General features: G+C 46.7%; 27 protein-coding genes. 19 read left to right on the plus strand and 8 right to left on the minus strand.

The features are described 5' to 3' along the window. Positions 1 to 117: 117 nt before the first annotated feature. On the minus strand, positions 118 to 696 hold the full coding sequence (locus tag CKW00_RS00085) for a DUF6036 family nucleotidyltransferase (protein WP_095820819.1): 579 nt from the start codon (positions 694 to 696) through the stop codon (positions 118 to 120). Further along, positions 680 to 901 carry a hypothetical protein gene (locus tag CKW00_RS00090; protein WP_143544208.1) on the minus strand — a complete coding sequence of 74 codons (222 nt, stop codon included), beginning with the start codon at positions 899 to 901 and terminating at the stop codon, positions 680 to 682. Before CKW00_RS00090 ends, CKW00_RS00085 begins: the two co-directional genes overlap by 17 nt. Before the next feature lie 392 nt (positions 902 to 1,293). On the opposite strand from CKW00_RS00090, the gene CKW00_RS00095 reads away from it, so the two are divergent. Next, positions 1,294 to 1,713 carry a YrvL family regulatory protein gene (locus tag CKW00_RS00095; protein ID WP_008592124.1) on the plus strand — a complete coding sequence of 140 codons (420 nt, stop codon included), beginning with the start codon at positions 1,294 to 1,296 and terminating at the stop codon, positions 1,711 to 1,713. Positions 1,714 to 2,178: 465 nt separating this feature from the next. Here CKW00_RS00095 and CKW00_RS00100 read toward each other — a convergent pair whose 3' ends face one another. Together CKW00_RS00100 and CKW00_RS00105 are read right to left on the minus strand one after the other, a co-directional pair. Then, positions 2,179 to 2,829 (minus strand): HAAS signaling domain-containing protein, encoded by a 651-nt coding sequence (locus tag CKW00_RS00100; protein ID WP_095820820.1) that lies wholly within the window; start codon positions 2,827 to 2,829, stop codon positions 2,179 to 2,181. 9 nt (positions 2,830 to 2,838) lie between these two features. Further along, entirely contained in the window at positions 2,839 to 3,177 is a 339-nt protein-coding gene (locus CKW00_RS00105; protein ID WP_008592121.1) for a PadR family transcriptional regulator, read from the minus strand. 199 nt (positions 3,178 to 3,376) lie between these two features. On the opposite strand from CKW00_RS00105, the gene CKW00_RS00110 reads away from it, so the two are divergent. From CKW00_RS00110 to CKW00_RS00150, 10 genes are all read left to right on the plus strand, one after another. Next, the gene (locus tag CKW00_RS00110; RefSeq protein WP_095820821.1) at positions 3,377 to 4,123 is read left to right on the plus strand and encodes an SDR family NAD(P)-dependent oxidoreductase; all 747 of its coding nucleotides are present in this window, start codon (positions 3,377 to 3,379) and stop codon (positions 4,121 to 4,123) included. Positions 4,124 to 4,180: 57 nt separating this feature from the next. Beyond that, entirely contained in the window at positions 4,181 to 4,417 is a 237-nt protein-coding gene (locus tag CKW00_RS00115) for a DUF1659 domain-containing protein (protein WP_095820822.1), read from the plus strand. Positions 4,418 to 4,552: 135 nt separating this feature from the next. After that, positions 4,553 to 4,720: a hypothetical protein gene (locus CKW00_RS13620; RefSeq protein ID WP_158221248.1), complete on the plus strand. Its 168-nt coding sequence runs from the start codon at positions 4,553 to 4,555 to the stop codon at positions 4,718 to 4,720. A gap of 117 nt (positions 4,721 to 4,837) precedes the next feature. Then, a complete protein-coding gene (locus CKW00_RS00120) occupies positions 4,838 to 5,158 on the plus strand; it encodes a hypothetical protein (RefSeq protein WP_095820823.1) in 321 nt (106 codons plus the stop codon). A gap of 67 nt (positions 5,159 to 5,225) precedes the next feature. Beyond that, positions 5,226 to 6,158 (plus strand): NADP-dependent oxidoreductase, encoded by a 933-nt coding sequence (locus CKW00_RS00125; RefSeq protein ID WP_095820824.1) that lies wholly within the window; start codon positions 5,226 to 5,228, stop codon positions 6,156 to 6,158. Between the two features lie 265 nt (positions 6,159 to 6,423). Beyond that, positions 6,424 to 6,654 carry a DUF1659 domain-containing protein gene (locus CKW00_RS00130; RefSeq protein WP_008592118.1) on the plus strand — a complete coding sequence of 77 codons (231 nt, stop codon included), beginning with the start codon at positions 6,424 to 6,426 and terminating at the stop codon, positions 6,652 to 6,654. 14 nt (positions 6,655 to 6,668) lie between these two features. Next, a complete protein-coding gene (locus tag CKW00_RS00135; protein WP_008592117.1) occupies positions 6,669 to 6,881 on the plus strand; it encodes a DUF2922 domain-containing protein in 213 nt (70 codons plus the stop codon). A 48-nt stretch (positions 6,882 to 6,929) separates the two neighbouring features. Further along, the gene (locus CKW00_RS00140) at positions 6,930 to 7,064 is read left to right on the plus strand and encodes a YvrJ family protein (RefSeq protein ID WP_008592115.1); all 135 of its coding nucleotides are present in this window, start codon (positions 6,930 to 6,932) and stop codon (positions 7,062 to 7,064) included. Between the two features lie 181 nt (positions 7,065 to 7,245). Further along, positions 7,246 to 8,295 carry a 2,3-butanediol dehydrogenase gene (locus CKW00_RS00145; protein ID WP_095820825.1) on the plus strand — a complete coding sequence of 350 codons (1,050 nt, stop codon included), beginning with the start codon at positions 7,246 to 7,248 and terminating at the stop codon, positions 8,293 to 8,295. Between the two features lie 134 nt (positions 8,296 to 8,429). Further along, positions 8,430 to 9,773: a DUF2254 domain-containing protein gene (locus tag CKW00_RS00150; protein WP_095820826.1), complete on the plus strand. Its 1,344-nt coding sequence runs from the start codon at positions 8,430 to 8,432 to the stop codon at positions 9,771 to 9,773. A gap of 64 nt (positions 9,774 to 9,837) precedes the next feature. Here CKW00_RS00150 and CKW00_RS00155 read toward each other — a convergent pair whose 3' ends face one another. The 3 genes from CKW00_RS00155 to CKW00_RS00165 all read right to left on the minus strand — a co-directional run bounded on the left by CKW00_RS00155 (position 9,838) and on the right by CKW00_RS00165 (position 11,426). Further along, positions 9,838 to 10,188, minus strand: a complete 351-nt coding sequence (locus tag CKW00_RS00155) for a DUF2200 domain-containing protein (RefSeq protein WP_095820827.1) — start codon at positions 10,186 to 10,188, stop codon at positions 9,838 to 9,840. Between the two features lie 56 nt (positions 10,189 to 10,244). After that, positions 10,245 to 10,760, minus strand: a complete 516-nt coding sequence (locus CKW00_RS00160; protein WP_095820828.1) for a DUF421 domain-containing protein — start codon at positions 10,758 to 10,760, stop codon at positions 10,245 to 10,247. 168 nt (positions 10,761 to 10,928) lie between these two features. Further along, positions 10,929 to 11,426 (minus strand): DUF1097 domain-containing protein, encoded by a 498-nt coding sequence (locus CKW00_RS00165; RefSeq protein ID WP_095820829.1) that lies wholly within the window; start codon positions 11,424 to 11,426, stop codon positions 10,929 to 10,931. Positions 11,427 to 11,747: 321 nt separating this feature from the next. Between CKW00_RS00165 and CKW00_RS00170 the strand changes: the two genes are divergently transcribed. From CKW00_RS00170 to CKW00_RS00195, 6 genes are all read left to right on the plus strand, one after another. Continuing rightward, positions 11,748 to 13,466 (plus strand): hypothetical protein, encoded by a 1,719-nt coding sequence (locus tag CKW00_RS00170; protein ID WP_095820830.1) that lies wholly within the window; start codon positions 11,748 to 11,750, stop codon positions 13,464 to 13,466. Further along, positions 13,463 to 14,479 carry a membrane dipeptidase gene (locus CKW00_RS00175; protein WP_008592107.1) on the plus strand — a complete coding sequence of 339 codons (1,017 nt, stop codon included), beginning with the start codon at positions 13,463 to 13,465 and terminating at the stop codon, positions 14,477 to 14,479. The genes CKW00_RS00170 and CKW00_RS00175 overlap by 4 nt, the downstream gene beginning before the upstream one ends. 2 nt (positions 14,480 to 14,481) lie before the next feature. Beyond that, positions 14,482 to 15,255: a hypothetical protein gene (locus tag CKW00_RS00180; RefSeq protein ID WP_008592106.1), complete on the plus strand. Its 774-nt coding sequence runs from the start codon at positions 14,482 to 14,484 to the stop codon at positions 15,253 to 15,255. 21 nt (positions 15,256 to 15,276) lie between these two features. Then, a complete protein-coding gene (locus tag CKW00_RS00185; RefSeq protein ID WP_095820831.1) occupies positions 15,277 to 16,743 on the plus strand; it encodes an aldehyde dehydrogenase family protein in 1,467 nt (488 codons plus the stop codon). A 31-nt stretch (positions 16,744 to 16,774) separates the two neighbouring features. After that, the gene (locus CKW00_RS00190) at positions 16,775 to 17,548 is read left to right on the plus strand and encodes an IclR family transcriptional regulator (RefSeq protein ID WP_008592104.1); all 774 of its coding nucleotides are present in this window, start codon (positions 16,775 to 16,777) and stop codon (positions 17,546 to 17,548) included. Positions 17,549 to 17,831: 283 nt separating this feature from the next. After that, positions 17,832 to 19,220: an alkaline phosphatase gene (locus CKW00_RS00195; RefSeq protein ID WP_158221249.1), complete on the plus strand. Its 1,389-nt coding sequence runs from the start codon at positions 17,832 to 17,834 to the stop codon at positions 19,218 to 19,220. A 170-nt stretch (positions 19,221 to 19,390) separates the two neighbouring features. On the opposite strand, the gene CKW00_RS00200 is transcribed toward CKW00_RS00195, so the two are convergent. Beyond that, positions 19,391 to 19,687 carry a hypothetical protein gene (locus CKW00_RS00200; RefSeq protein ID WP_095820832.1) on the minus strand — a complete coding sequence of 99 codons (297 nt, stop codon included), beginning with the start codon at positions 19,685 to 19,687 and terminating at the stop codon, positions 19,391 to 19,393. 117 nt (positions 19,688 to 19,804) lie between these two features. On the opposite strand from CKW00_RS00200, the gene dcm reads away from it, so the two are divergent. Both dcm and CKW00_RS00210 read left to right on the plus strand, forming a co-directional pair. Further along, a complete protein-coding gene (dcm, locus tag CKW00_RS00205; RefSeq protein WP_095820833.1) occupies positions 19,805 to 20,797 on the plus strand; it encodes a DNA (cytosine-5-)-methyltransferase in 993 nt (330 codons plus the stop codon). Further along, positions 20,784 to 21,953 (plus strand): type II restriction endonuclease, encoded by a 1,170-nt coding sequence (locus tag CKW00_RS00210; protein WP_158221250.1) that lies wholly within the window; start codon positions 20,784 to 20,786, stop codon positions 21,951 to 21,953. The genes dcm and CKW00_RS00210 overlap by 14 nt, the downstream gene beginning before the upstream one ends. Positions 21,954 to 21,967: the final 14 nt, after the last annotated feature.

Consider the following 21,967-nt stretch of genomic DNA (forward strand, 5'->3'; position numbering starts at 1 on the left):
TGAAGATACTGCAAATAATAGTTGATGACGGGGTGATTGTAAAAGAAAGGGGCTTGAATTAAATAAAATTTGCAATAGGAGACAAAATAAAAAACGAACTAACCAGACCTTTATCTGTCAGTTCGTTTCCTGCCACCACTTTTCTATAAGGTAGTATATATTTTTCTGTTTTGCTTGTTCAATTAGATAGTCTATATCCATATCCTCTTTATGAATCAGGAACATTCTATAAGCCCATTCATAATCTTCGTCCTCTTCAGGAAATTGTACAGAGAAGGCTACCCCTTCGAGCCGATGAATAATAATATCCTCTACTCCTATTACATAGATATTCTTACCATCAGGGAGAATGATTTCATAAACCCGGTCTTCATTTCCTTCAAGATAATTTGAAGGAATTTCCACTGCAATTTCTGTATCCAAATGATACCATGCTCTTTCTGTTCGAGTGAAACCCAGATTTTGAGTAAGAAGATGATCAAACAAATGCCACCCATCACTTACAAAATCTATATCATGGGTATGATAATCATTTCTTGTATAAATTTCAACAGATAATCCACCTACGATTATAGGTTTTATACCTTTTTTTTTAAAATAATCAGTGAGAAGTGCTGCAAATTCTAATTGACGTTCAAATTTGGGTTTATTCTCTAAAGATTTAAGGGCTCTTTTAAGGTTATTCACTGTAGTCATAATATAACTTCCTGTCTCCGAGTCTGGAGATTTTACCGGCTCTTACAGCCTTCTGCCAACGAGCCACAGATATTTCGTTCAGTGCCTGGACTTCACCGGGGGCACGGGTACGGGATTTCTTTTTTCTTTTTGAGGTGGAAGAAGTACGTATTGCAGCGTCAGCACTTTTAGAATGTTTTAAGATATTTTCATTAATCCGTTCCAAAGTAATAGTCCGCATTAATCTCAACACCCCTTTCCTCGATAAGTTTCTTTTCCTTTATGATACAATACTTTTCAGTTATTTAGAAGTTGTGAGCCTTTTGTTCACTTGAGTATATCGGCGTTTCTTATTGATTGAAGGGAGCCCGCCGTTTTGTGAATAATTAAGTGGTTTCCGGTCTTTATGTCAAAACGTATATTCATTCAAACCTTTTTTGATATTCTAGGAGCGGTTTTATTGAGTTTATTTCCTGTCTTGCTGGTCGTTTTCACTATATTTTATCCGTTTTTAGTCGAAGTAAGCAGCAGAAAAACCGTATGACTTTTTAGGAGAAGCAGTAAAAGAACATTCCGGGAATAAATTGCTATTGGCATAGTAAGGAGAAGATTCATTTTATGGAGAAAAAAACAAAAAATATCATTGGACCAACACTATTTGCCTTAGTAATAGTTGGAATGATCATAGGAATGTACTTCCTTGGAATAGTGGGCTTGTTTGAAATACTTGGTGTCCAGTATCAATCGAGCTGGTCTTTACTCCTTTTTGTAATAAGTATATTTATTCTGGGGTTGCCAATTGACCTGGTTTCAGGGGCTATGGCTGATTTATCTGTTGAAAAGGTAAGGGGAAAGACATCGGTGTTTGTCGTGCGATTTCTTTTTGGTTTTGCAACAAACTGGATCGCTATTTACATAGTGGATGTGTTCATGAGCAGTGTGGAACTGGCACTTGGGACAAGGTTGGTCATTTCCCTGATGTTAACGCTTTTTGAGATGGTAGTGGGGGCGGAAGAAATAAATGAAAAGAAGAAATAGGCTGAAATAAGATTCCCTCCCTGTTTATTCATTTTCGTATAAACCATTCCGAAGATAAGAAGGTGAAAAATGCTTATAAAAACAACAACAGCCTCTTTCATAGCTGGAATAATTCACATGATAATTATGGGTATCTTTGCCAGAAGGGATAATATAAACACTACTAGAGTATGAGGGAGCCGAATAATGTTTATTGTTTTAGTTACATTCTTATTACTGGAAGTATTCTAAAGAACATATCAAAATCAAATTAACAACCGGTTCTATCACTTATTGACTATGCGTGATAATGAGTCAGTTTAGTGCTGGAACTTACTTCCATACGAAGGTATCTTCGTATAGAAAACAATAACCGAAGTACCACTCGTTAGGAATGCCCTGTTAAAGAAAAATTTTTAATAAGTGCTTATCTTCTTCAATAAGATATTCTCCTTTTCAATAATAACTAAATGAAGCATGTAAGCCTTAATCTTGTTTATTCCTCCTATACATCATCGTCAGGAAAAACAAATAACAGCCTGTTACTGTCAAATATGCTATTAAGTAATTTAGAGTAAACAGCTCAATCTTGCTGGTTATTATTATTCGAATAGCGAAAAAAGCAAGTGGGAGAGCTACCAGTGCAGAAGCACAAAAACGAATCATTTTCTGGAAGTAGTGCAGTAAGTGATGATTCCATAATATTTTTCTGTTCGAAACAAACCATATATTGCTGCCCAGAAAAAAAAGAATCAATGGAAGGGAAGAGGAAATATTCATCTCTCCGAACAATATCGGAAGAGAGAGACCTCCCAAAGTAGCTATCGAAAACACTGTGTAGTATTTAATTAAATTATTATTCGACTTGTGATAATAACCAAGCTCGTCTTTATACTCTTCTGTTATTTCGTCTGCAATGACTTTAGGAGGAGCGAAATTATTTACGACGTCCTCAGGTATTTCTCTATCATTTACACTTTTTGAAGCGTCCAATTCAAGAGCATATTCATACAGTTCGGATTTTATTTCCTCGATATGTCGATAACGGTCGTCATTAGGCAGGCTCTTGAGATAGTAGCTCAATTTGTTTAGAAAGTTTTTTACTGTACTGCTTGAAAAAAACACGTCTTTGTTCATAGCTCGTAATTATTCTCCTTCCTCTAATAAGCTGACCAGTGCTTCATACACAGACTTTTGACTACGAAATCGATAGTCTAGTACTTCGCTCCCTTCTCTTGTAATACGATAATATTTTCTCTTCGGCCCATCTTCAGAGTCTTCCCAATAAACGTCCGCCCACTTGTTATTTGTGATTCTCCTTAGAATAGGGTAGATAGATCCATTTGGAATTTCAAAAACGGATGTTCTTTTTAACTCTCTGATAATTTGATACCCATACATCGGACGTTTACTGATCAAAGCTAGCACAGCGACTTCAAATACACCTTTTCTTAATTGAATAACCCATTTGTCATTTTCATCCATAATTTAATTTTACAATGAACTTAACTATATTTCAATGATATATAGTAAGCAGTTATGAGGTCATTAAGATGAGTATGTAGATGCTGTGGATTTCTTTTCAATTCACGTTTTATCTCCCCTTGTTTCCATTATTATAAAAAATCTCGTACTCAACCGCGTCGATGCTATAATGGATACCAATTAAAAGGGAGGGATCCTGATGCCGGATTTAACGGATAACGTCGTACTCGTCACAGGCGCAAACCGGGGGCAGGGACTGGCGATCGCCGCTCACCTTGCCGACCTTGGTGCCATAGTGGGCGTCGGAGCAAGAAATTATGAGGAAGCGAAAGAGAAAGCGCGGGAAATTGGCGAAGAACGGGCTTTCCCTGTCCGGCTCGATGTTACGAAGCAGGAAGACTGGAGAGACGCCGTTGATTACATAGTGGATGAATACGAGCGGATCGACGCTCTCGTCAACAATGCAGGGCTACTGATACGCAAACCGCTGGAAAAGCTCACTATGGAAGAATACGAGCAGATGATTCAGGTGAACCAGCTCGGCGCTTTTATGGGAATGCAGGCGGTCATTCCACAGATGGAAAAGCAGAAGAAAGGCTCGATTGTAAATAACGTATCGATTTCGGCATTTGCTCCTATCAGCCAGTCTTCTGCCTATGCAGCTACGAAGGCGGCGGTCGTGGCCATGTCGAAAGCGGCCGCTATCGAGCAGGGGCCAAAGGGAATAAGGGTAAACATGATCCATCCCGGAGGCGTTGAGACAGAAATGGCTACGGAAGGAAAAGGCGTACCTGCTTTCTACGATTCGGTACCGCTCGGGCGGATCGGTCAGCCTACAGAAATCGCCCGCGCCGTCGCCTATCTGGCTTCGGACGACAGTTCCTACTGCACGGGAGCGGAAATTACTGTCGACGGAGGCATGACGCTCGGTACCGCGGACAGGTAACGCCGACACCGGAGATCCCCTCTCTTTCGATTATAAAGAAGAAGGGAGGGATTAAATATGGTGATTACCACAACACGTACCGGTTCAGCGTTGAACATCCAGTTCCGTACAGGCAGAACCGAAGAAGGGAAACCCACGTACAAAACGAAGTCTTTCCGAAATGTACGTACCGATGCCACGACGCAGTCGCTTTACGAAGTAGTGCTTAAGCTGAAAGATTTACAGCAGCACTCCATCATCAAAGTGACGAGAGAAGATGAATCTCTTCTCCGCGAAGCAGAACAGCAATCGTAAAAGGAGAAGTCGTCCCTCGGGGCGGCTTCTTACTTTGAAGAAATAGCCTGGACAAGGTGTCCCTTGTGCATTTATGTTCGAACAAATCATTGATTCTACTATATAAAATGCCATTTCCAGGATAAGGAGGTAACCATGATTATAAAAACAGTTGCAGCCTCATTGATAGCTGGAATATTTTACACAATATTTATGAATATATTTGCTAAAAAGAATAATATAGATACTTCCAGAGTATATGTGAGCGGAATAGCATTTACTGTTATCGTTTTCGCTGCATTCCTATTACTGGGAGTGTTTTAAAGTGCTCTCTTGATTCAGCATCTGTAATCTATTTATGTTGCCAACGGCTGCGTGCTTCACTATGATGGTCATATTGCCAACTGAAATACGAAAATAGCATAAGTGGAGGGACGAACAATGAGAAACATGATGAAAGCAATGATTACATTGTTTCTGGCTGCTGGAGTGTTAGCTGCTTGCGGAGGAGACGATAAAGAAAAAGCTGACGTTTTTGCCGAAAAAGATTGGCCGGAGCTCGAAGTGGTTAAGGAAGAAATAGGTACCGATTTCGAATCTGCAGATGTGGAGAATGACGAAGGAAACAGCAGAGTGATTCTTTATGAAAACGAAGGAAAGCCGGAATATAAGTCTGTATACATTTTAGATGAAGAGCGTTTGAAAATTATCAGCACTCAGGATGATGGCGAAGGGCAAATTTATAATGAAGTGATCCGTTAATTCTTTTATAACCGCTATGTTTCCGTATCAAATCACTGCTTATACACATACGGCAAGGAGGCCAAAGATGGAAACGATGAAAGCTTTCGTTCGAAAGAATGCACGGAATGATGATGTTGAATTGGAAAACGTAGCAATCCCCTCTATAGACAAGGGGGAAGTACTGGTGAAGATTCAGGCGTTCGGGGTCGGCGTTCACGACCGGTATTTTACTCCGCCCGATGTCCGGTTCCCTTACCCGATCGGCATAGAAGGGTCCGGCATTGTCACGAAAACCGGCAGTGATGTCTCCGGTCTTCAGGAAGGGGACAGGGTGATACTTTCAGCCAGTATGCAGCAAAAAGGGGGAAGCTGGGCCGAGTACGCCACTGTTTCATCGGAAATGGTCGTTCCGTTTCTGGAGGAGATTGATTTTCTTCAGGCAGCTGCTCTTCCGGTGGCCGGTAAGACGGCCGTTGAAAGTATGGAGTCCCTGGATCTTAAACAAGGAGATACGTTGTTTGTAGCTGGGGCTTCCGGTGCCATTGGTACGTTACTTATACAGTTGGCAAATAAGCAGGGAATCCGGGTGATCGGCTCTGCTTCTGCCAAAAACCACGAGTACATGCTCTCTCTGGGAGCAGAAGAGACAGTCGATTATTCAAATCCTCAGTGGAAAGATAACGTTACGGCATGGGTGTCAGGCGGTGTCGATGCGGCTTTAGCCATCCAGCCCGGTACAACGAGAGACAGTATAGACGTGGTGAAAGAGGGCGGCAAAGTTATTACGGTTTCCGATGATAGTGTTGAAACGGAAAGAAACGTCACGGTTCACCAATTGCAGCACAAGTTAAGTTTTCCCTATGCTATCAACGTACTTGTTAAAGCCATTCTTGCAGGAGATATACGCCCCGTTCTCGAGAACGTGTACGAATTTAAACAAGCGCTGGACGCGTTGAAAAAGACTGAGACAAGACACGCTCGAGGAAAGCTTGTCGTTTCTGCAATGAGAAACTGCTAGACACCGGAGACTTCTTCCCCTGCGATTATAGCGTTGAGGGGGAATACGGCGGTTACGACCACACGTACCGGTTCGGCGTTAAATATCCAGTAGCAGCACCCCATCGTCACAGTGATAAGAGAAGATGAATCTCTTCTCTATAAAGCAGCAGAATAATAGTTAGAGTCGTCCCTCAGGGCGGCTTTTTTTTTCAAAAAATATCCGGCAGAACTGACACCGGATGCGGTAGCGTTTCGATTATAGGTGTGAAAGGAGGGAAACGCTGATGGCTCTTATGACACAACGAATCAACTCGACATTGAAACTGGATTTTGAAACAGGAGTGGACGAACTCGGCCAGCCGGTCTACAAGACGAAATCGTTCCGTAATGTCCGCACAGAAGCTACGGCCGAAGCACTTTACGCCGTTGCCGAAAAACTCGAATCACTGCAACAGTATCCGCTTTACGAAGTAACAAGAGACGATGAATCATCGATCGTCCATATCCAGGACTAAGGAGGAAGTAGAAAATGAAGAAATTAGAATTGAAGTTTCTTAATGAAGAAGAAAAAGTCGTCACCGTTTCTCTGGATGCCCCGGCAGAACCGGCGGACCCCGTGGCTATCAACGCTGCGATGGACGAAATCATCGCCCAGGACTGTTTCTTATCCTCAGGCGGCGGTCTCGTTTCCAAGAAACAGGCCCGCATTGTAGAACGTAACGTCAACGATATTCAAATCTAACACTGGGAAGCCGCCGTACAGGCGGTTTTTCCTGTAGGAGGGACCATTATGGACATGGGGGTACAGTTTCTGACGGACGTCGGTTTCCCGATTGCGGTCACATTTTACCTGCTGCACCGCATCGAAGGAAAACTGGACGTTCTCATCGAAACGATCCATCAGTTGCCGGGAGATAAAGCCTGATTGAACTATTCAATAGTAAAACCCGCCTCTTTTCCACCGCGTTTATACGACGTGGAGGAAAGGCGGGTTTTTCACATTTAATCATCTAAATTTTTAGATTATAATGGTTCTTAGCGGGAAGACTGTATATATATCGGGATTATTCCCGACATTCATTATTCTCAAAGGAGGAGTATCACCCATGAAAGCAGCAGTATGGTATGGAAAAAAAGACTTGCGTGTAGAAGAGAGGGAAGAGAAACCTCTGAATGATGATGAAGTGAAAGTCCGGGTCGGCTGGGCAGGTATTTGTGGAAGTGACCTTCATGAATATGAAGAAGGTCCTGTCTTCGTACCGAATGAAGAGAAAGATGAGCTTACAGGAGAACAGGCACCTCTTACCATGGGCCACGAGTTTGCCGGGGTCGTTGAGGAAGTTGGTGCGAATGTAAAGAATGTTAAAAAAGGGGACCGTGTAGCAATAAATCCTACGTTGACTCACGGCGATAAACCGGAAGACGTGGATATCTATGATGGGTTCAGTTTTATAGGCCTCCACGGTGATGGAGGATTTACGAAGTATGCCAACGTTCCGGAAGAAAATGCTTATCTTTTACCGGAGTCCATGACCTTGCAGGATGGCGCACTCGTAGAACCAACCGCAGTAGCTGTACAGGCAATAAAAGAAGCAGATATGTCGTTCGGTGATACGGTTGCTGTGTTTGGAGTCGGACCTATAGGTCTTGCTACGATTCTGGCTGCGAAGGCTGCAGGAGCTACAAGGATTATTGCTCTGGACCTTTCTGAAAAGCGTCTTCAGAAAGCGGCAGAGGTCGGGGCGACAGACGTTATCAATTCCGGAGAGAAAGATCCCGTAGAAGCAGTTCATGAACTGGAGTCGGACGGAGTAGACACAGCTTTTGAAGTAGCCGGAGTAGAACCTACCTTCAATCAGGCCATAAGCGTAACGAAGGCAAGAGGAACAATGGTGATTGTGTCTATTTTTTCTAAGGCTATTGAGTGGAACCCGATGCAGTTAACTGGAAGTGGTGTGAAACTGACCTCAACTATCGCCTATTCGCCGAGCACATTCCAGCGAACTATTGATCTTATGGGAACCGGACAGTTAAACCCTCGCGGAATAATTACGGATAAGATTAAACTCGATGATATTGTAGACAAAGGATTCGAAGCTTTGAGCAACGATAAATCTCAGGCGAAGATTCTTGTAGAATTGAGTGGAGAAAAATAATAAGAATATCTGAATTCTATAAATCACAGGGCGTCTGATGCTCTGTGATTTTTTGTGTACAGTCGGAATTGGTAGGTGTAACCGCGAAGAGTGTGTATAATGAAAGGTTAGATGCAAAAAAAGGAGTTCTGATGATGAATAAAATGCAGTTATGGATGAGAATGCGGGACAGCTTCTGGTTCCTTCCTACGGTTTACAGTTTACTGGCACTCGTAGTAGTGACGATGACCAATACGATCGATACTTTTCTCGTGCCGGTTATTACCGACAACGTGCCGTCCACTTTTTTCCTCAGTAAATCGACCGCCTCATCTATGTACGGCTCCCTCATCACAGCTGTACTGACGATGACGACGATCAGTTTTTCGACTATTATGGTTGTACTTACGACGTATACTACCCAGTTCTCTCCGAGGACGCTTCAGGACTTCATGAAAAGCAGAGTCACCCAGCACGTGCTCGGTGTGTTCTCGTTCGGGTTCGTCTTTACGCTGATCAACCTGTTTCTGCTCGGAAGCAGCAGCAAAAAAGAGTTTCTCGGACCGTTCTTCACCGTTCTGGTCGCTATCATATGTCTCGGTTTCTTTATTCTGTTCATCCACCACTCTTCCCGTTTCCTTCAGGTGAACAGCCTGATCGGTAAAATACGAGGAGATGCTTCTGCTCTTATTGCGAATACGTTCCGGGAAAAAGAGTACAAAGAGGCTGTAGAGTGGGACGAACAGGAAATCGCCAAGTGGGAGGATAAAGAGCCTTACGTCATTAAAGCGAAACAGTCAGGTTACCTGCAGGGGATAGAAATCAAGAGTCTCCTGACATACGCGAGAAATCACGACGTGCTGTTCGCGGCTGTCTTCCGTACCGGTGACTACATTCAAAAAGGTGCCCCTTTGTTTTACTACTGGGAAAAGAATGAGACAGAAGAGGAGACGGATGTGGAAGCAGCCACGGATTACGTTCTGGTCGGAAACGAGCGGACGGACGTGCAGGACATCGAGTTTTCCATACAGAAGCTCGTGGAAATCGCGGTTCGCGCTATTTCCCCGGGAATAAACGACCCTCATACAGCCGTAAACTGCATTAACCGTATCGGATCTCTGATGGCAGAACTTGCAAGCGTCCATCGCCCGGTGCGTTATTATGCGGATCGGGACGATGAACTCAGGTTCATGATGGAACCGAAGAAGTTCCGCGACTATCTGTACAAAGGTTTCTATCAGATCCGTCTGTACGGAAAGCAGGATCTCACCGTCATGGATGCAATGCTTGAAGGACTCTATAAAATAGCGATCGTCCATCACGGCCACATTAAAGAAGAGACGTGGGAGTTCGCGAAGTATATCATCGAGTCGACCGACACTGATGAAATGCACGAAATCGATTATGACCGCTTCTATGAAACGTGCAAAAAAATGGCGGACGAGTGCGGGAAAGAATTACCTCTCGAGCGTGTAACAGGAGGTCGCCCGGCCATCTAATAAAGACAAAGTTTAAAAAGTCCTGAACGGCCGAACGCCTTCAGGACTTTTTAAATGAATATAACTAATCCCGCAAAATCTTCTCCATCGCTTTCCCTTTCGCCAGCTCATCCACCAGTTTGTCCAGGTAGCGGATTTCCTGCATGACCGGTTCTTCGATATCCTCTACACGTACTCCGCAAATAACGCCCGTAATCATTTTCCTCGAAGGGTTAAGAGCGGGGGCTTCCTCAAAGAACGTTTCGAAATCTGTTCCCTGTTCGAGCTGCTCGTCGAGCTGTTCCTGACTGTATCCTGTCAGCCAGCGGGTGATTTCATCGACTTCTTCCCTGGAGCGCCCCTTTTTCTCCGCTTTCGTAATGTAATGGGGATACACTTTCGCAACACTCATAGTATAGATTTTGTGCTTCGCCATCCTCCCGCCTCCTTTTACCGTTTCTTATTCTTATCATATCACAGCACACCGGGGTGCTATTCCTTCAAAATTTTTACGTTCGCCAGTACGTTCAACGGATGACCGTCCACTTTTTTGATGATGGAGAGTCCTCCGTTCGTCTCAAGCACGACGGCTTCCACGAGGGAGAGCGAGCCGATCCCGTTCTGCCGCGCTACCTGCAGAACCTCGACTTCGGCGATACGTGTTTTCCGCAAAGCTTCCGGATAAAATTCTCCTTCGTAAAAAAGCAGGACCGGCTGCGATTTGACCAGCTTCGCGAACGTTTTTGACCTCACGCTTATCCACGTTACGAGGAACTGCAGCAGGTTAAGCAGGCCGAGTGCCAGAAAACCTTCGGCAAGCGATATGTCTTTCGTTATTAAAAACGAGCCCACGAGCGTACCGAAAGCGACCGTGATGATCCAGTCGAATATATTGAACGTCGACGGGGTCCGTTTCCCCGTAAGCCGGAGGAGAAGAATGACGGAAGGGTAGATGATGATTCCTTTTAATAGTATATTCCAGAGTTCGGTCCAGTTGTCGAAGAACATAGTACATCTCCTTTTGATAAGTCATGCTCACGTATTTTTTCCATTCCCGTCTAAAAAGAAGAAAATCCGTATATTTCATGACAGATAAAAAATCATGCAGTCTCTATCCGCCCCTCAGCGCTGAGCTGATACGACAAAGAGTACCGCATGATTTTTTATTTTTTCCCGTTATCGCAAAGCCTTCGCTTTCTTCTTTTCATCCCCGGCCAGAGCCTTGCCGGGGGCGAGTTTCCGGTAGAGCGCTGCAAACTTCATACCGAGTTCCGCACTGAAGAATCCGAGGAAGACACCGCACAACAGGGAAATCGTTATGACGGACCAGTCCCCGCCGGAAGCGAAAGTGGAGAAGGCTCCGACGAAGATTCCGGGTGTGTAGTTCATAGGTTTTACGGAACCGAGCAGGACCATAATCGTCGTGACGATACCGCTCAGTATTGCCATCCCGGCGGAAAAGTCGGCAGCCGAGGCGAGCACGAGAATGACCATGCCGCAGGCGACTCCCGTTATGTTCGTGATGGTGGCAGTGGCAAGCGCCCGCCATCTTCCTGTCCCTACCGCGAAAAACGTGGTGCATCCGGCAAATCCTGCCCAGATCAGCAGGCCGAACAGAGGTGCTATATATGTCCAAATTCCACTCAGCAGGCCGGTAGCCAGTGCAGTGGCCATAGTTCTCATCTCCTTCTTTATCCAAACCGTAAATTGCTGATGCAAAACTATAATATATAACGCTTCCCTCCGGTTGTAAATCATTATTTATTACACCTTCCGTCACGAAGAAAAAATAAATGGACGATATCGCACGGACCCCTGCCATGAAAGGAAAAAAACGGACGATGAATTATCGATGCAGAGGGAACGATTCGTTCTATTTAAAATAATCAGAAAAATAACACAATATCTATTGACGTATCTTTAGTTACCTCCTATTCTAGAGTTAATTCATATATCGAAATCGAATTTCGTATATTAGAAAAAGGTGGTGAAGTTATGACCTTGTCAAAACCTCGCGTGCGCTACGGAATAGAAGATGCCATCCGGCCGGCCCAGGAAGTGATGAGTCCGGAACGGATCGGATCGTTCCGTATAACCAGTCTGAGTTTCTCCCGAAGTATTCTGCGACGCATGAAGAAGGAAAACTGGAAAGTGGAGCAGTCCCGGTTCAACTTGAACGGAGACGGGCACGGCGAAGCTGTTTATCATATAGAAACGTCTCACGGTACGTTTTCTTTCATAGCGGTTTCGCAGGATCTCGAGGAACATGAGCGCAGCGACCGGGTGATTTCCGAAAAATGGGATATTACGTTCGCTTTATGTGAAGGAGAGCTTTCCGAGGAGAAGATTGAGCACCTGAAGCAGGAACTTCCGAAACAGGAAGCGGGAAGAGGGACGGTCCAGGACCTCGTATGGTCGAGGGCGAACCGCAGCTCACGAATTTTCGACTATATTTTGAAGGCGCTTACAAAAGAACGGCAGCCAGATCCTGATTCGCTTGCCGAAGTCGGGTACATTCTGCGGACGACCGCTTTTTACGGGAACGGGAAGTTCGGACTGGCCCCATTTGAAAAAATGATGGAGGACCACCCTTTCGAAGGTGCTTTCCGGGCCCAGATGTTCGCTGCATTCATGCTGCGGCAGTTCAGTTTCGATATGGTCGAGCATATGGCCAGAAGCCGGAATCCGGACGCTCCTCCGCTCGACAGCCGTCTCAAACGTTATCTCGGTATCGGCAATGCCACGGGCCTCGGGATGGTACCTTTTCTGATTTTCCACCCTAAACTGATTCATCAGTGGGTGTATTTGCGGGAACTGGCGCTGGCAAGGTCCAAAGTCGAGGAGATCACGCTTATGAAGGTGGACTCCCTGCTGGAGTGGCTGCGCCCGGCGATCGACTACTTCACTCACTATCCGGTGAAAGAGACGGGCATTTTTGAAAGCGGGGATACGATAGCGGAAGAATTGAGAACGGTCGAACGGGAACTGGTTCTCCTTAAAGAAGAGCTTCCGTTCCGGGAAGGGCGGCAGTGGGTTCCGTTCATAGAGAGCCTGCTCCCCGGACTGTCCGCGGAGACTCAGGAAGTTCTGAACTCCCTGATGATCGAAATCTATCCGGAGAAGAACGAGGAACTGGAAAACTATACGGTCGTCAGCGAAGAGATGGAGCTGGATCCTGCGATGAAAATAGGTCAGCTGCTGGCTCTTATCAAATATCAGTACGAATGGTGCTTCCAGTATGATTTCGCAAAGCGGGACGAGAAACATTTCTTCTGGTACCGCTCCATAGAAAAAGAAGAACCGCGCATCGCGGTACGGGGCGAGGAGCCGGGGGATGAACACGAGATGAGGATGAACATCGCCGAGCTCGTCCAAAAGGTCACGGTGCTTTTGGAGGAGTGGAACCGGGAAGATAAAGTGGCGAAATTCATTTTCCGCTACCCGGAATTCAAAGGCGTCATCCGCCGCGTCCAGTCCCTGGAAAACCACGACTATGCGGAGATCCACGGTAACCTGCTTCAAAAGGACATGATTCCTATTTATCTGATGAGATGCAAACTGTCCTTTTTCGGCGGGGAACGGTTCGATCCGAAATCCAACCGGTGGGTGCGGATCACCCTCTTTCAGGGGGCGCCGTTAGTGGAAGATGTGGAAAACGACGAACCGGTGGAATGGATGTTTCCGAAACTACCAGCATTGGAGGAAGAAGCATGACGTTGATAAAAGAAGAAACGGCAACGGGAACGATGATGGTAATCGATGGTCTGGAGCTGAGTAACTGGGACAGGGATTTTCTTCTGGAACTTCAAAAAGGCGGCGTCACCTGCGTGCACGCCTGCTGCGGGCTATGGGAGAACGCCCGGGAAACGTTGAGCAAAGTATCCGAGTGGTACCGGTTTTTCCGCGAGCATGACGATCTCGTTCTTCCCGTGAAAAGGGGAGAGGATATACGGAAGGCACAGGATGAAGGAAAGATAGGCATCATTCTCGGTACGCAGAACACTTCCGCTCTGGAAGATGAACTCGGCCTCGTGGAAGTGTTCGAACAGCTCGGCATCAAGATCATGCAGCTGACGTACAACAACCAGAACCTGATTGGGAGCAGCTGCTACGAGGAAAACGATGCCGGTCTTTCGCGGTACGGTAAGCTCATCGTGGAGGAGATGAACCGGGTGGGTATGGTGATCGATCTTTCTCACGTCGGCGAACAGACCTCACTCGATGCCATCCGTCACAGCGAGCGGCCGGTCGCTATCACCCACGCCAACCCCGACTGGATTTATCCGAGCCGGAGGAACAAGTCGCGTGAGGTGCTGCAGGCGCTGAAAGATAATGGAGGCGTCCTCGGTCTCTGCGCCTACCCGCACCTGATCAACGGACCGGAAACGAGTATCGATGAGTTCGTCGATCTGATCGTAGAGACGATCGATTTCATGGGCGTCGAGCACGTCGCCATCGGAACGGATCTGACCCTGAACATGTCCGACGATTTTCTCCACTGGATGAGGATGGGACGCTGGACGCACGACATGGACTACGGCGCAGGATCGAAAAGTAACCCGTCCTGGCCGACGTGGCCGTCCTGGTTCAAGGGACCGGCCGACTTCCCGAATATATCCGACGCTTTACTGGACAGAGGGGTGAGCCGCGAAGATGTAGCATCCGTGATGGGCGGGAACTGGTATCGTTTCTTCGACGAAAGTTTCCGCCGCCAAAAGGAGATGTAAGTATGAGAGTAACATTTCAGGAACTGTTTGATTTATGCCGGAAGGTGCTCGATTCATGCGGACTGCCGGACGGGTGCCGGGAAGACTGTGCGGAGCTGATCACCTGGTCCGAATGTGTCGGGTACGGCGGGATGAAAGTACTGTGTGAGGACATCGACAGGCTGAAAGCGCGGGAGATCCACCAGATCGACTACAGGGATGTGACGGAAGAACTTATAGAAGTGGAGGGGGCGGGATTTCCGGATTACGTACTCGCCAAGATCTCCCTCGACCTTGTCGAGTCTCAGATAAGTTACCGTCCGCAGACGGTGCACGGGGTGATCCGCTCCTCGAGACCGACGGCCCTTCTCTGTTATGAAGCCGTCCGGATAGCCAAGCGGGGCAAAGGGGGGCTCGTTCACTGGAAAGAGGGAGGGGAATCCTGGTGGGCTTTCGCGTTCCCGGGAGACGCCCATCCGATCGTCATGAGCGGGGAGGCGGTCCACGACTCCCTGCCGGCCTGTCATCACATTACGGAGGAGTCCTATGACTATATTCTGCAGGCGACGACGGAAAGGAAAGATTTGAAAAAAGCGGTGAACAGCATTCTTGATAACGAAACGTTCGACCGGCTCATATCCTATGAAGAGCACGAGCACGTGTGGAACGAGTCCCGGAGAGAAGGGGCTCTCGTAGACGAAGGACAGTGGAAGATACTGAGTGAAGAAGCGAAAAACGTACTGGTGGAATCGTCGGAGCGTTCGAGACTATTCGGAACGGGCGATCAGGCCAGGTAATACCGAAGGAGGATATATAATATGGCACTTACAAAAACACAGGAACTGCAGAACTACATCGGAGGACAATGGGTCACACCGAGCAGCGACGACACGTTCGAAGATACCAATCCGGCGGACACAAGAGAAGTGCTCGCCATCGTCAGGCAGTCCAATGAGAGTGATGCGGATGCAGCTATCGAAGCGGCTGCCGGGGCAGAAGCTTCCTGGAAGAACACGCCGGCTCCGGCCAGGGGCGGATATTTGAACAAGCTTGCAGAACAGATGCGCGAGCGTCAGGAAGATCTCACCCGCGCCATCGTCCAGGAGATGGGCAAGACGTATAACGAAGCGAAAAAAGAAGTGCTGTTCGCAGCCGGCATCGCCGACTTTTATGCAGCGGAAGGACGGAGAATCACCGGTAAAGTCATCCCTGCCGATATGGAGAACATCCAGATCCAGACAGTACCGGAACCGCTCGGCGTCGCACTTATCGTAACACCGTGGAACTTCCCGCTTTCGATTCCGACGTGGAAGATCGCCCCGGCTGTCGCCGCAGGGAACACGGTCGTATTGAAAACGTCCTCGGAGACACCACTTCTCGGGAAGATGTTCATGGAAATGATAGAAGCGTCCGGGTTCCCTGCAGGGGTCGTCAACCAGGTGATCGGACCCGGCAGGCTCGTAAGCCATATGATTGACCATCCGTCCGTGGACGCGGTATCCTTCACAGGGTCCAACCCGGTAGGAAAGAAAATCTACGAACAGGCCAACAAGCACATGAAACGTGTCCACATGGAAATGGGCGGAAAGAACCCGCTCCTCGTACTGAGCGACGCGGACCTTGACGAGGCAGTGGATGTAGCTGTGAAAGGAAGTCTCGGCCAGACGGGTCAGGCGTGTACGGCTACAGGCAGAGTGATCGTCGAAGAGGCGGTCTACGATGAATTTGTACAGAAGGTTAAAGCGGAAGTGGAGAAATTCAAACTCGGAAGCGGCCTGGATGAACAGGTGCACATGGGACCTCAGGTAAGCGACTCGGAGAAGCAGTCCACGCTTGAGCTGATCAACAGCGCCGTCGAGGAAGGTGCCGAGCTGCTCGTCGGAGGAAGTGCTCCGTCCGGTGAGGAATACGAGCACGGACATTTCGTACAGCCGACTCTCCTCGCCGGAGTAACGAGAGAGATGAGGATTGCGCACGAGGAAGAGTTCGGTCCGGTCATCTCGGTTATGAAAGCGTCGGACCTGGATGAAGCCATCGAGATTGCCAATGACACGGACTTCGGTCTGACGGCTTCCGTCTGCACGAACGACTCCAACAGCATGACGAGAGCCCTCAATGAAATCGAAGCCGGGCTCGTCAAAGCGAACATGCCGACGACGGGCACGTTCTTCCAGGCACCGTTCGGCGGGTACAAGCAATCCGGTTCCGGATCATTCAAGGAGCTGGGCCGTGAGGGTATGGACTTCTTCACGAAAACGAAAACGAAATATATCAAGACGAAGTAAGAGTGACTCACGATAAGGGTGTTCCCTTGTCGTGAGTACTATTCATTTAACGGAAGAAGGTGAGTATATGACGACAAAACCGGCACATTCTACGACAGTGCTCAGAGCGATCCATATCATCAACGTGTTATCGGAATCAAGAGGACCTCAGAGTATCAGTGACATCAGTGAGCAGCTGGGCTATTCCCAGACCGTCGTCCACCGCCTGCTGCAGACGTTGAAATCGGAAGGGCTCGTCATCCAGGATTCCAAATCGAAATTGTATTCCCTCGGGTCCGCATTTTTGAGCTATGCGAATAAACTGCTGGCGGATATGCCGCTCGCTCCCGTCATCGACCCGTGGCTGACGGAATTAAGGGATGCGACGAAAGAGACGGTCGGCTTCTATGTCCCGGCCGGGCAGTACCGGGTCTGTACCATTGAACACGAAAGTCAGGAAGAAATCCGCAGATCCGTCGGCGTCGGCAAACGGCTCCCGGTGTATAAGGGAGCAAGCGGCCGGGCCATCCTTGCATTCGAGCCGAAAGACATTCAGGAAAAAATAATACAAACGCTTCCCGAAGAAGAGCGGGAGGATCTTGTATATAAGCTCGAACAGACCGCAAGAGACGGATTCGCCACGAATGAAGGGGAAATCAGTGCGAACGTATCCGCCTTATCGGCTCCGGTCCTGGACCACAAGGAGCGGGTCATCGGAGCTATGTCGATTTCGGGTCCTTCTTTCCGGTGGAACAGGGAAACGATGCAGGAGTATATACCGCAGCTGCTGAAAGCGACCGCGGAAATTACGGATTCGCTGCGATAATAGAATATATTGAATCGGGCGCGGGGGCATCTTTCTATTATAAGGTGTCCCCGTGCCGTAATTTTACCCTGTACAGTTGTCTGAACAATCAGAATAATAACTTGACAGACGTAATCGCTCACTTTACGCTAATGGTAGCCGGTCTCCGGAACGAGACTCAATTTTTTTGAAAGTTTATGAATGCGATTTCAAAAAGTTTTACGTTTTCTTAACAGCAGCTTCAACCGCCTATTACATTGTACCTGTATCATTCCGGATGACTCGTTAATAAGGATGGGGAGGAATGGAAGTGCTCTACAAATCGATTGTGAAGAAACTGGCTCCGCTTGTGCTGGTATCGGGGTTAGCCCTGGGCGGTTTCGCTCTTGCGACTTCTACAGAGGATCCGGCTCAGGCAGATCCGGGGGGTAAATCGAATGCTAAAATCAAAAACGTCATCTTTCTGATCGGGGACGGGATGGGGTCGCAGTATACGTCCGCCTACCGTTATTTCCAGGACAGACCGGATTCTCCCTACACAGAAGATACGGCTTTTGATGACTATCTGATCGGTATGCAGGAAACATACTCCTGGGATGAGGAAGAAAGCGTGACGGATTCGGCGGCAGCGGCGACTACGATGGCTGCTGGAGTAAAGACATATAACGGTGCCATAGGAGTGGACGTTGAAAAAGAAAGAGTGAAGACAGCTCTCGAAATCGCGAAGGAGGAAGGGAAATCGACCGGCCTGGTCTCCACGTCCCACGTGAACCACGCCACCCCTGCATCGTTCGGAACCCATAACGAATCCCGGAAAAACTACGATGAAATCGCCGACGACTATTATGATGAGATGATTGACGGGGAGCACAAAGTGGACGTCCTTTTAGGTGGAGGAACGGACTACTTTGAGCGGGAAGATCGTGATCTGGCACAGAAATTCCAGGACGACGGCTACAGCTATGTAACCTCCCGTGACGAGATGATGTCCGATAATAACGAGCAGGTTCTCGGTCTGTTCGCTCCCGAAGGAATGGATAAAATGATTGACCGGGACGAGGACACCCCTTCTCTCGAGGAGATGACGTCGAGTGCCCTCGACAGACTCAGTAAAGAGAAAGACGGTTTCTTCCTGATGGTGGAAGGCAGTCAGATTGACTGGGCCGGACACGACAACGACGTGGTGGCTGCGATGAGCGAGATGGAAGACTTCGAAAAAGCGTTCGAAGAAGCGATTGCGTATGCCAAAAAGGATAAGCACACGCTCGTCGTAACGACAGCCGACCATTCGACCGGAGGCATGACGATGGGCCGGGACGGCGAATATAAATGGGATCCGGAACCGCTGAAAGCGGCGAAACGGACGCCGGACTTCATGGCCTCGGCCATTGCGGATGGTGCCGATGCAGAAGAGACGCTGAACAAGTACGTGGACCTTTCCTTTACGGAGGAGGAAATTGAATCCGTAGAAGAAGCGGCTGATGGGGAAACGGAGGAGATCGATGACGCAATCGAAAAGATTTTTGACCTCCGCTCCGGTACCGGATGGACGACGGACGGTCACACCGGGGAAGACGTGAACGTGTACGGATACGGGCCGCAGTCCGATGCCTTCAGTGGTCTTCACGATAACCACGAAGTCGGCAAGATGATCATGAATACTCTTGAGAGTGGTCGCACACAGATGAAATAACATAGAAAGACCTTCCGCTAAACATGATGCGGAAGGTCTTTTTAATCGTGAAAGATATCTTCCGCAATTAGAGGGGGTCGCGAAAAGAAAAGCTGAAATGATTTTCAAACCCAAACAAATTCATGTAACCGGGACAGAAAAATTTCTATTCATCATAGAAGGAACTTTTATTACACCTCAAATTCTGATAGATATACTATCTTAAAGCTCTCTCTCCTTGATATCTCCTTCAATAAAATTTCATCGAATTCGTCGCTGAGATGCCGGTTCAAAATAAGTATATCCAAAAAGCTTAAATCCAATTGAATCAAATTTTCAAATTCTTCTCTCGAATCACTGTCGTCAATATAGATTCCTTGTATAGAAAAATTTTTTTCCAGAGAGGGGAGACTATCTTCAATATATTTAATTACCTGCTCGTTGCTTTGATCTTTTGGGGAGCGATAATATATTAATGCTTTTTTCACGATGTCCCTTCCTTTCTGTTCAAAAATTTGACTTTGTAATTCGTCTTTCACATTTATACAGATGTTATTTGTTATAATATATTATATTAGCAGTAGCCGAAGGGTGAGTGAACCTTAATGTTATACAGGTATATAGATCTCTTTGCGGGCATCGGAGGAATAAGGCTGGCTTTCGAACCGTATGGAGAGTGTGTGTTCAGTTGTGAATGGGATAATAAGGCTAAAGAAACTTACGAGGCTAACTTCTGGGAAAAACCCGCAGGAGATATTCGTGAGGTAGAGGCCGGGGCAGTCCCGGATCATGAAATTCTGCTTGCCGGATTTCCATGTCAGCCTTTTTCTCTGGCAGGAGTGAGCAAGAAGACAAGCCTGGGTAAAAAACACGGTTTCCTTGATGAAACCCAGGGAACTTTATTTTTTGATATTGCCAGGATCATAAAAGAAAAACAGCCGCAGGCTTTTCTATTGGAAAATGTTAAAAATCTCAGAAGCCATGATAAAGGCAGAACATATAAAGTAATAAAAAAAGTTTTGGAGGAAGAGCTGGGTTATACAGTTTACGATAAGATTATAAATGCTAAAGGTCTGGTGCCGCAAAATAGAGAAAGAATTTATATAGTCGGTTTTAAAGATCCTGTAAAGTTTGAATACCCTTCCATACCCGAGAGCGGTCCTGCCCTAGGAGACATTTTGGAAGAAACGGTAGATGATAAATATACTTTATCCGATAAGTTGTGGAGTTATTTGAAAAGTTATAAGGAGAAACATTCAAAGAAAGGTAACGGTTTTGGTTATGGCCTCGCTGATTTTAGCTCCCATACAAGGACCCTGTCCGCCCGGTATCATAAAGATGGCAGCGAGATACTGATTCCCCAGGGAGAAAATAAAAATCCCAGGAGACTCACTCCGAGGGAATGCGCCCGTTTACAGGGCTTTCCGGAAGACTTCAAAATACCGGTCAGTGACACTGCAGCATATAAACAGTTTGGAAACAGCGTAGCCGTACCTGTTGTAGAAAGGATCGCCCGGAATATGATTTACGCTATTGAACGCAATGCTCCAATAGAAAAACCGATGGAAGAGGAGCGTGGAGAACGTGTGGCAAAGTAAACCGGAAACTCTTCAAAAAGCTATAAAAGCGTCCCAGAATCAGGGGCGTTTTTTCTGTAAATTTTTATCAGCAAATGATGTCGGTGCTAACGGGTCACATCAAAGCGGCATATACTTGAACATTCACTCATGGGGGATGTTCTTTGATGCAGAGATTCCCGCAACCGGTAAAGCGGAGCGCGAAGTAAAGATCCATATGGAAAACCACTATTCCTTTGTAAGCAGAGTGGTCTATTATACATCAAAAAAAGAATTCCGAATTACCAGATTCTGGAGTAACACTGACATAGAAGAACAGGAACTGGTAGGAGCACTGATCGTGTTCATACCTGAAGGAGAAGGAGAGTATCGGACTTATATTTTTAACACTGAGGAAGAAATTGAAGATTTTAGAAACACATTCTCTATATCTCTTCTACATAATTCTGTGTACTACAAAAGTGAAAACATTGGAGGAGGTCCGCTTTCTTTTGAAGAAATAATTCATGAAAAAATTTCAGATTATGAAGCTTTTCCCGAGACGTCTGTACTGGCTGAACTTTCAAGAAACACCTGGTTTGATTATTACGAGCCGGGCAAAATTAATCCCGATCAGAATATTATTAACTGGATCGATACGGAATATAAAGTTTTTAGGGAGATAGAGAAAAAGGTGTATAGAGAGAAATTAACAAAACCGTTTGAGGATATGCAGCCACTTATCGATTTTGCCAATAGTGCACTTAATCGGCGTAAAAGCAGAGCCGGGAGAAGTTTTGAACACCATGTAAACTACATTTTTAATCGCTTCAATCTTCCCTTTGATAATCCCGGGATAACGGAAGGAAATAAAAAGCCTGATTTTCTGTTCCCTTCTTCCAAGGCCTATAAAGACCCCATGTATGAAGATGAGAAACTTATAATACTGGGTGCCAAGACCACCTGTAAAGACCGGTGGCGTCAGGTACTTTCCGAAGGGGACAGGGTTAAGGGAAAACATCTCATTACTCTTCAGCAGGGGATATCCAAAAATCAACTTGACGAAATGAACAGGGCTAATTTGGAACTGGTAGTGCCCAAACCTTATCACAAACGTTACCCCAGGGAATATCAATCACAACTTTGGTCTCTCGATCAGTTCATAAGATTCACGCAGGAAATGTACGGGACGGAATAGGCAGCAGTGTTAGA

Source organism: Salimicrobium humidisoli (genome assembly GCF_002295105.1).
In the GTDB taxonomy this organism is placed as follows: Bacteria; Bacillota; Bacilli; order Bacillales; family Halobacillaceae; genus Salimicrobium; species Salimicrobium humidisoli.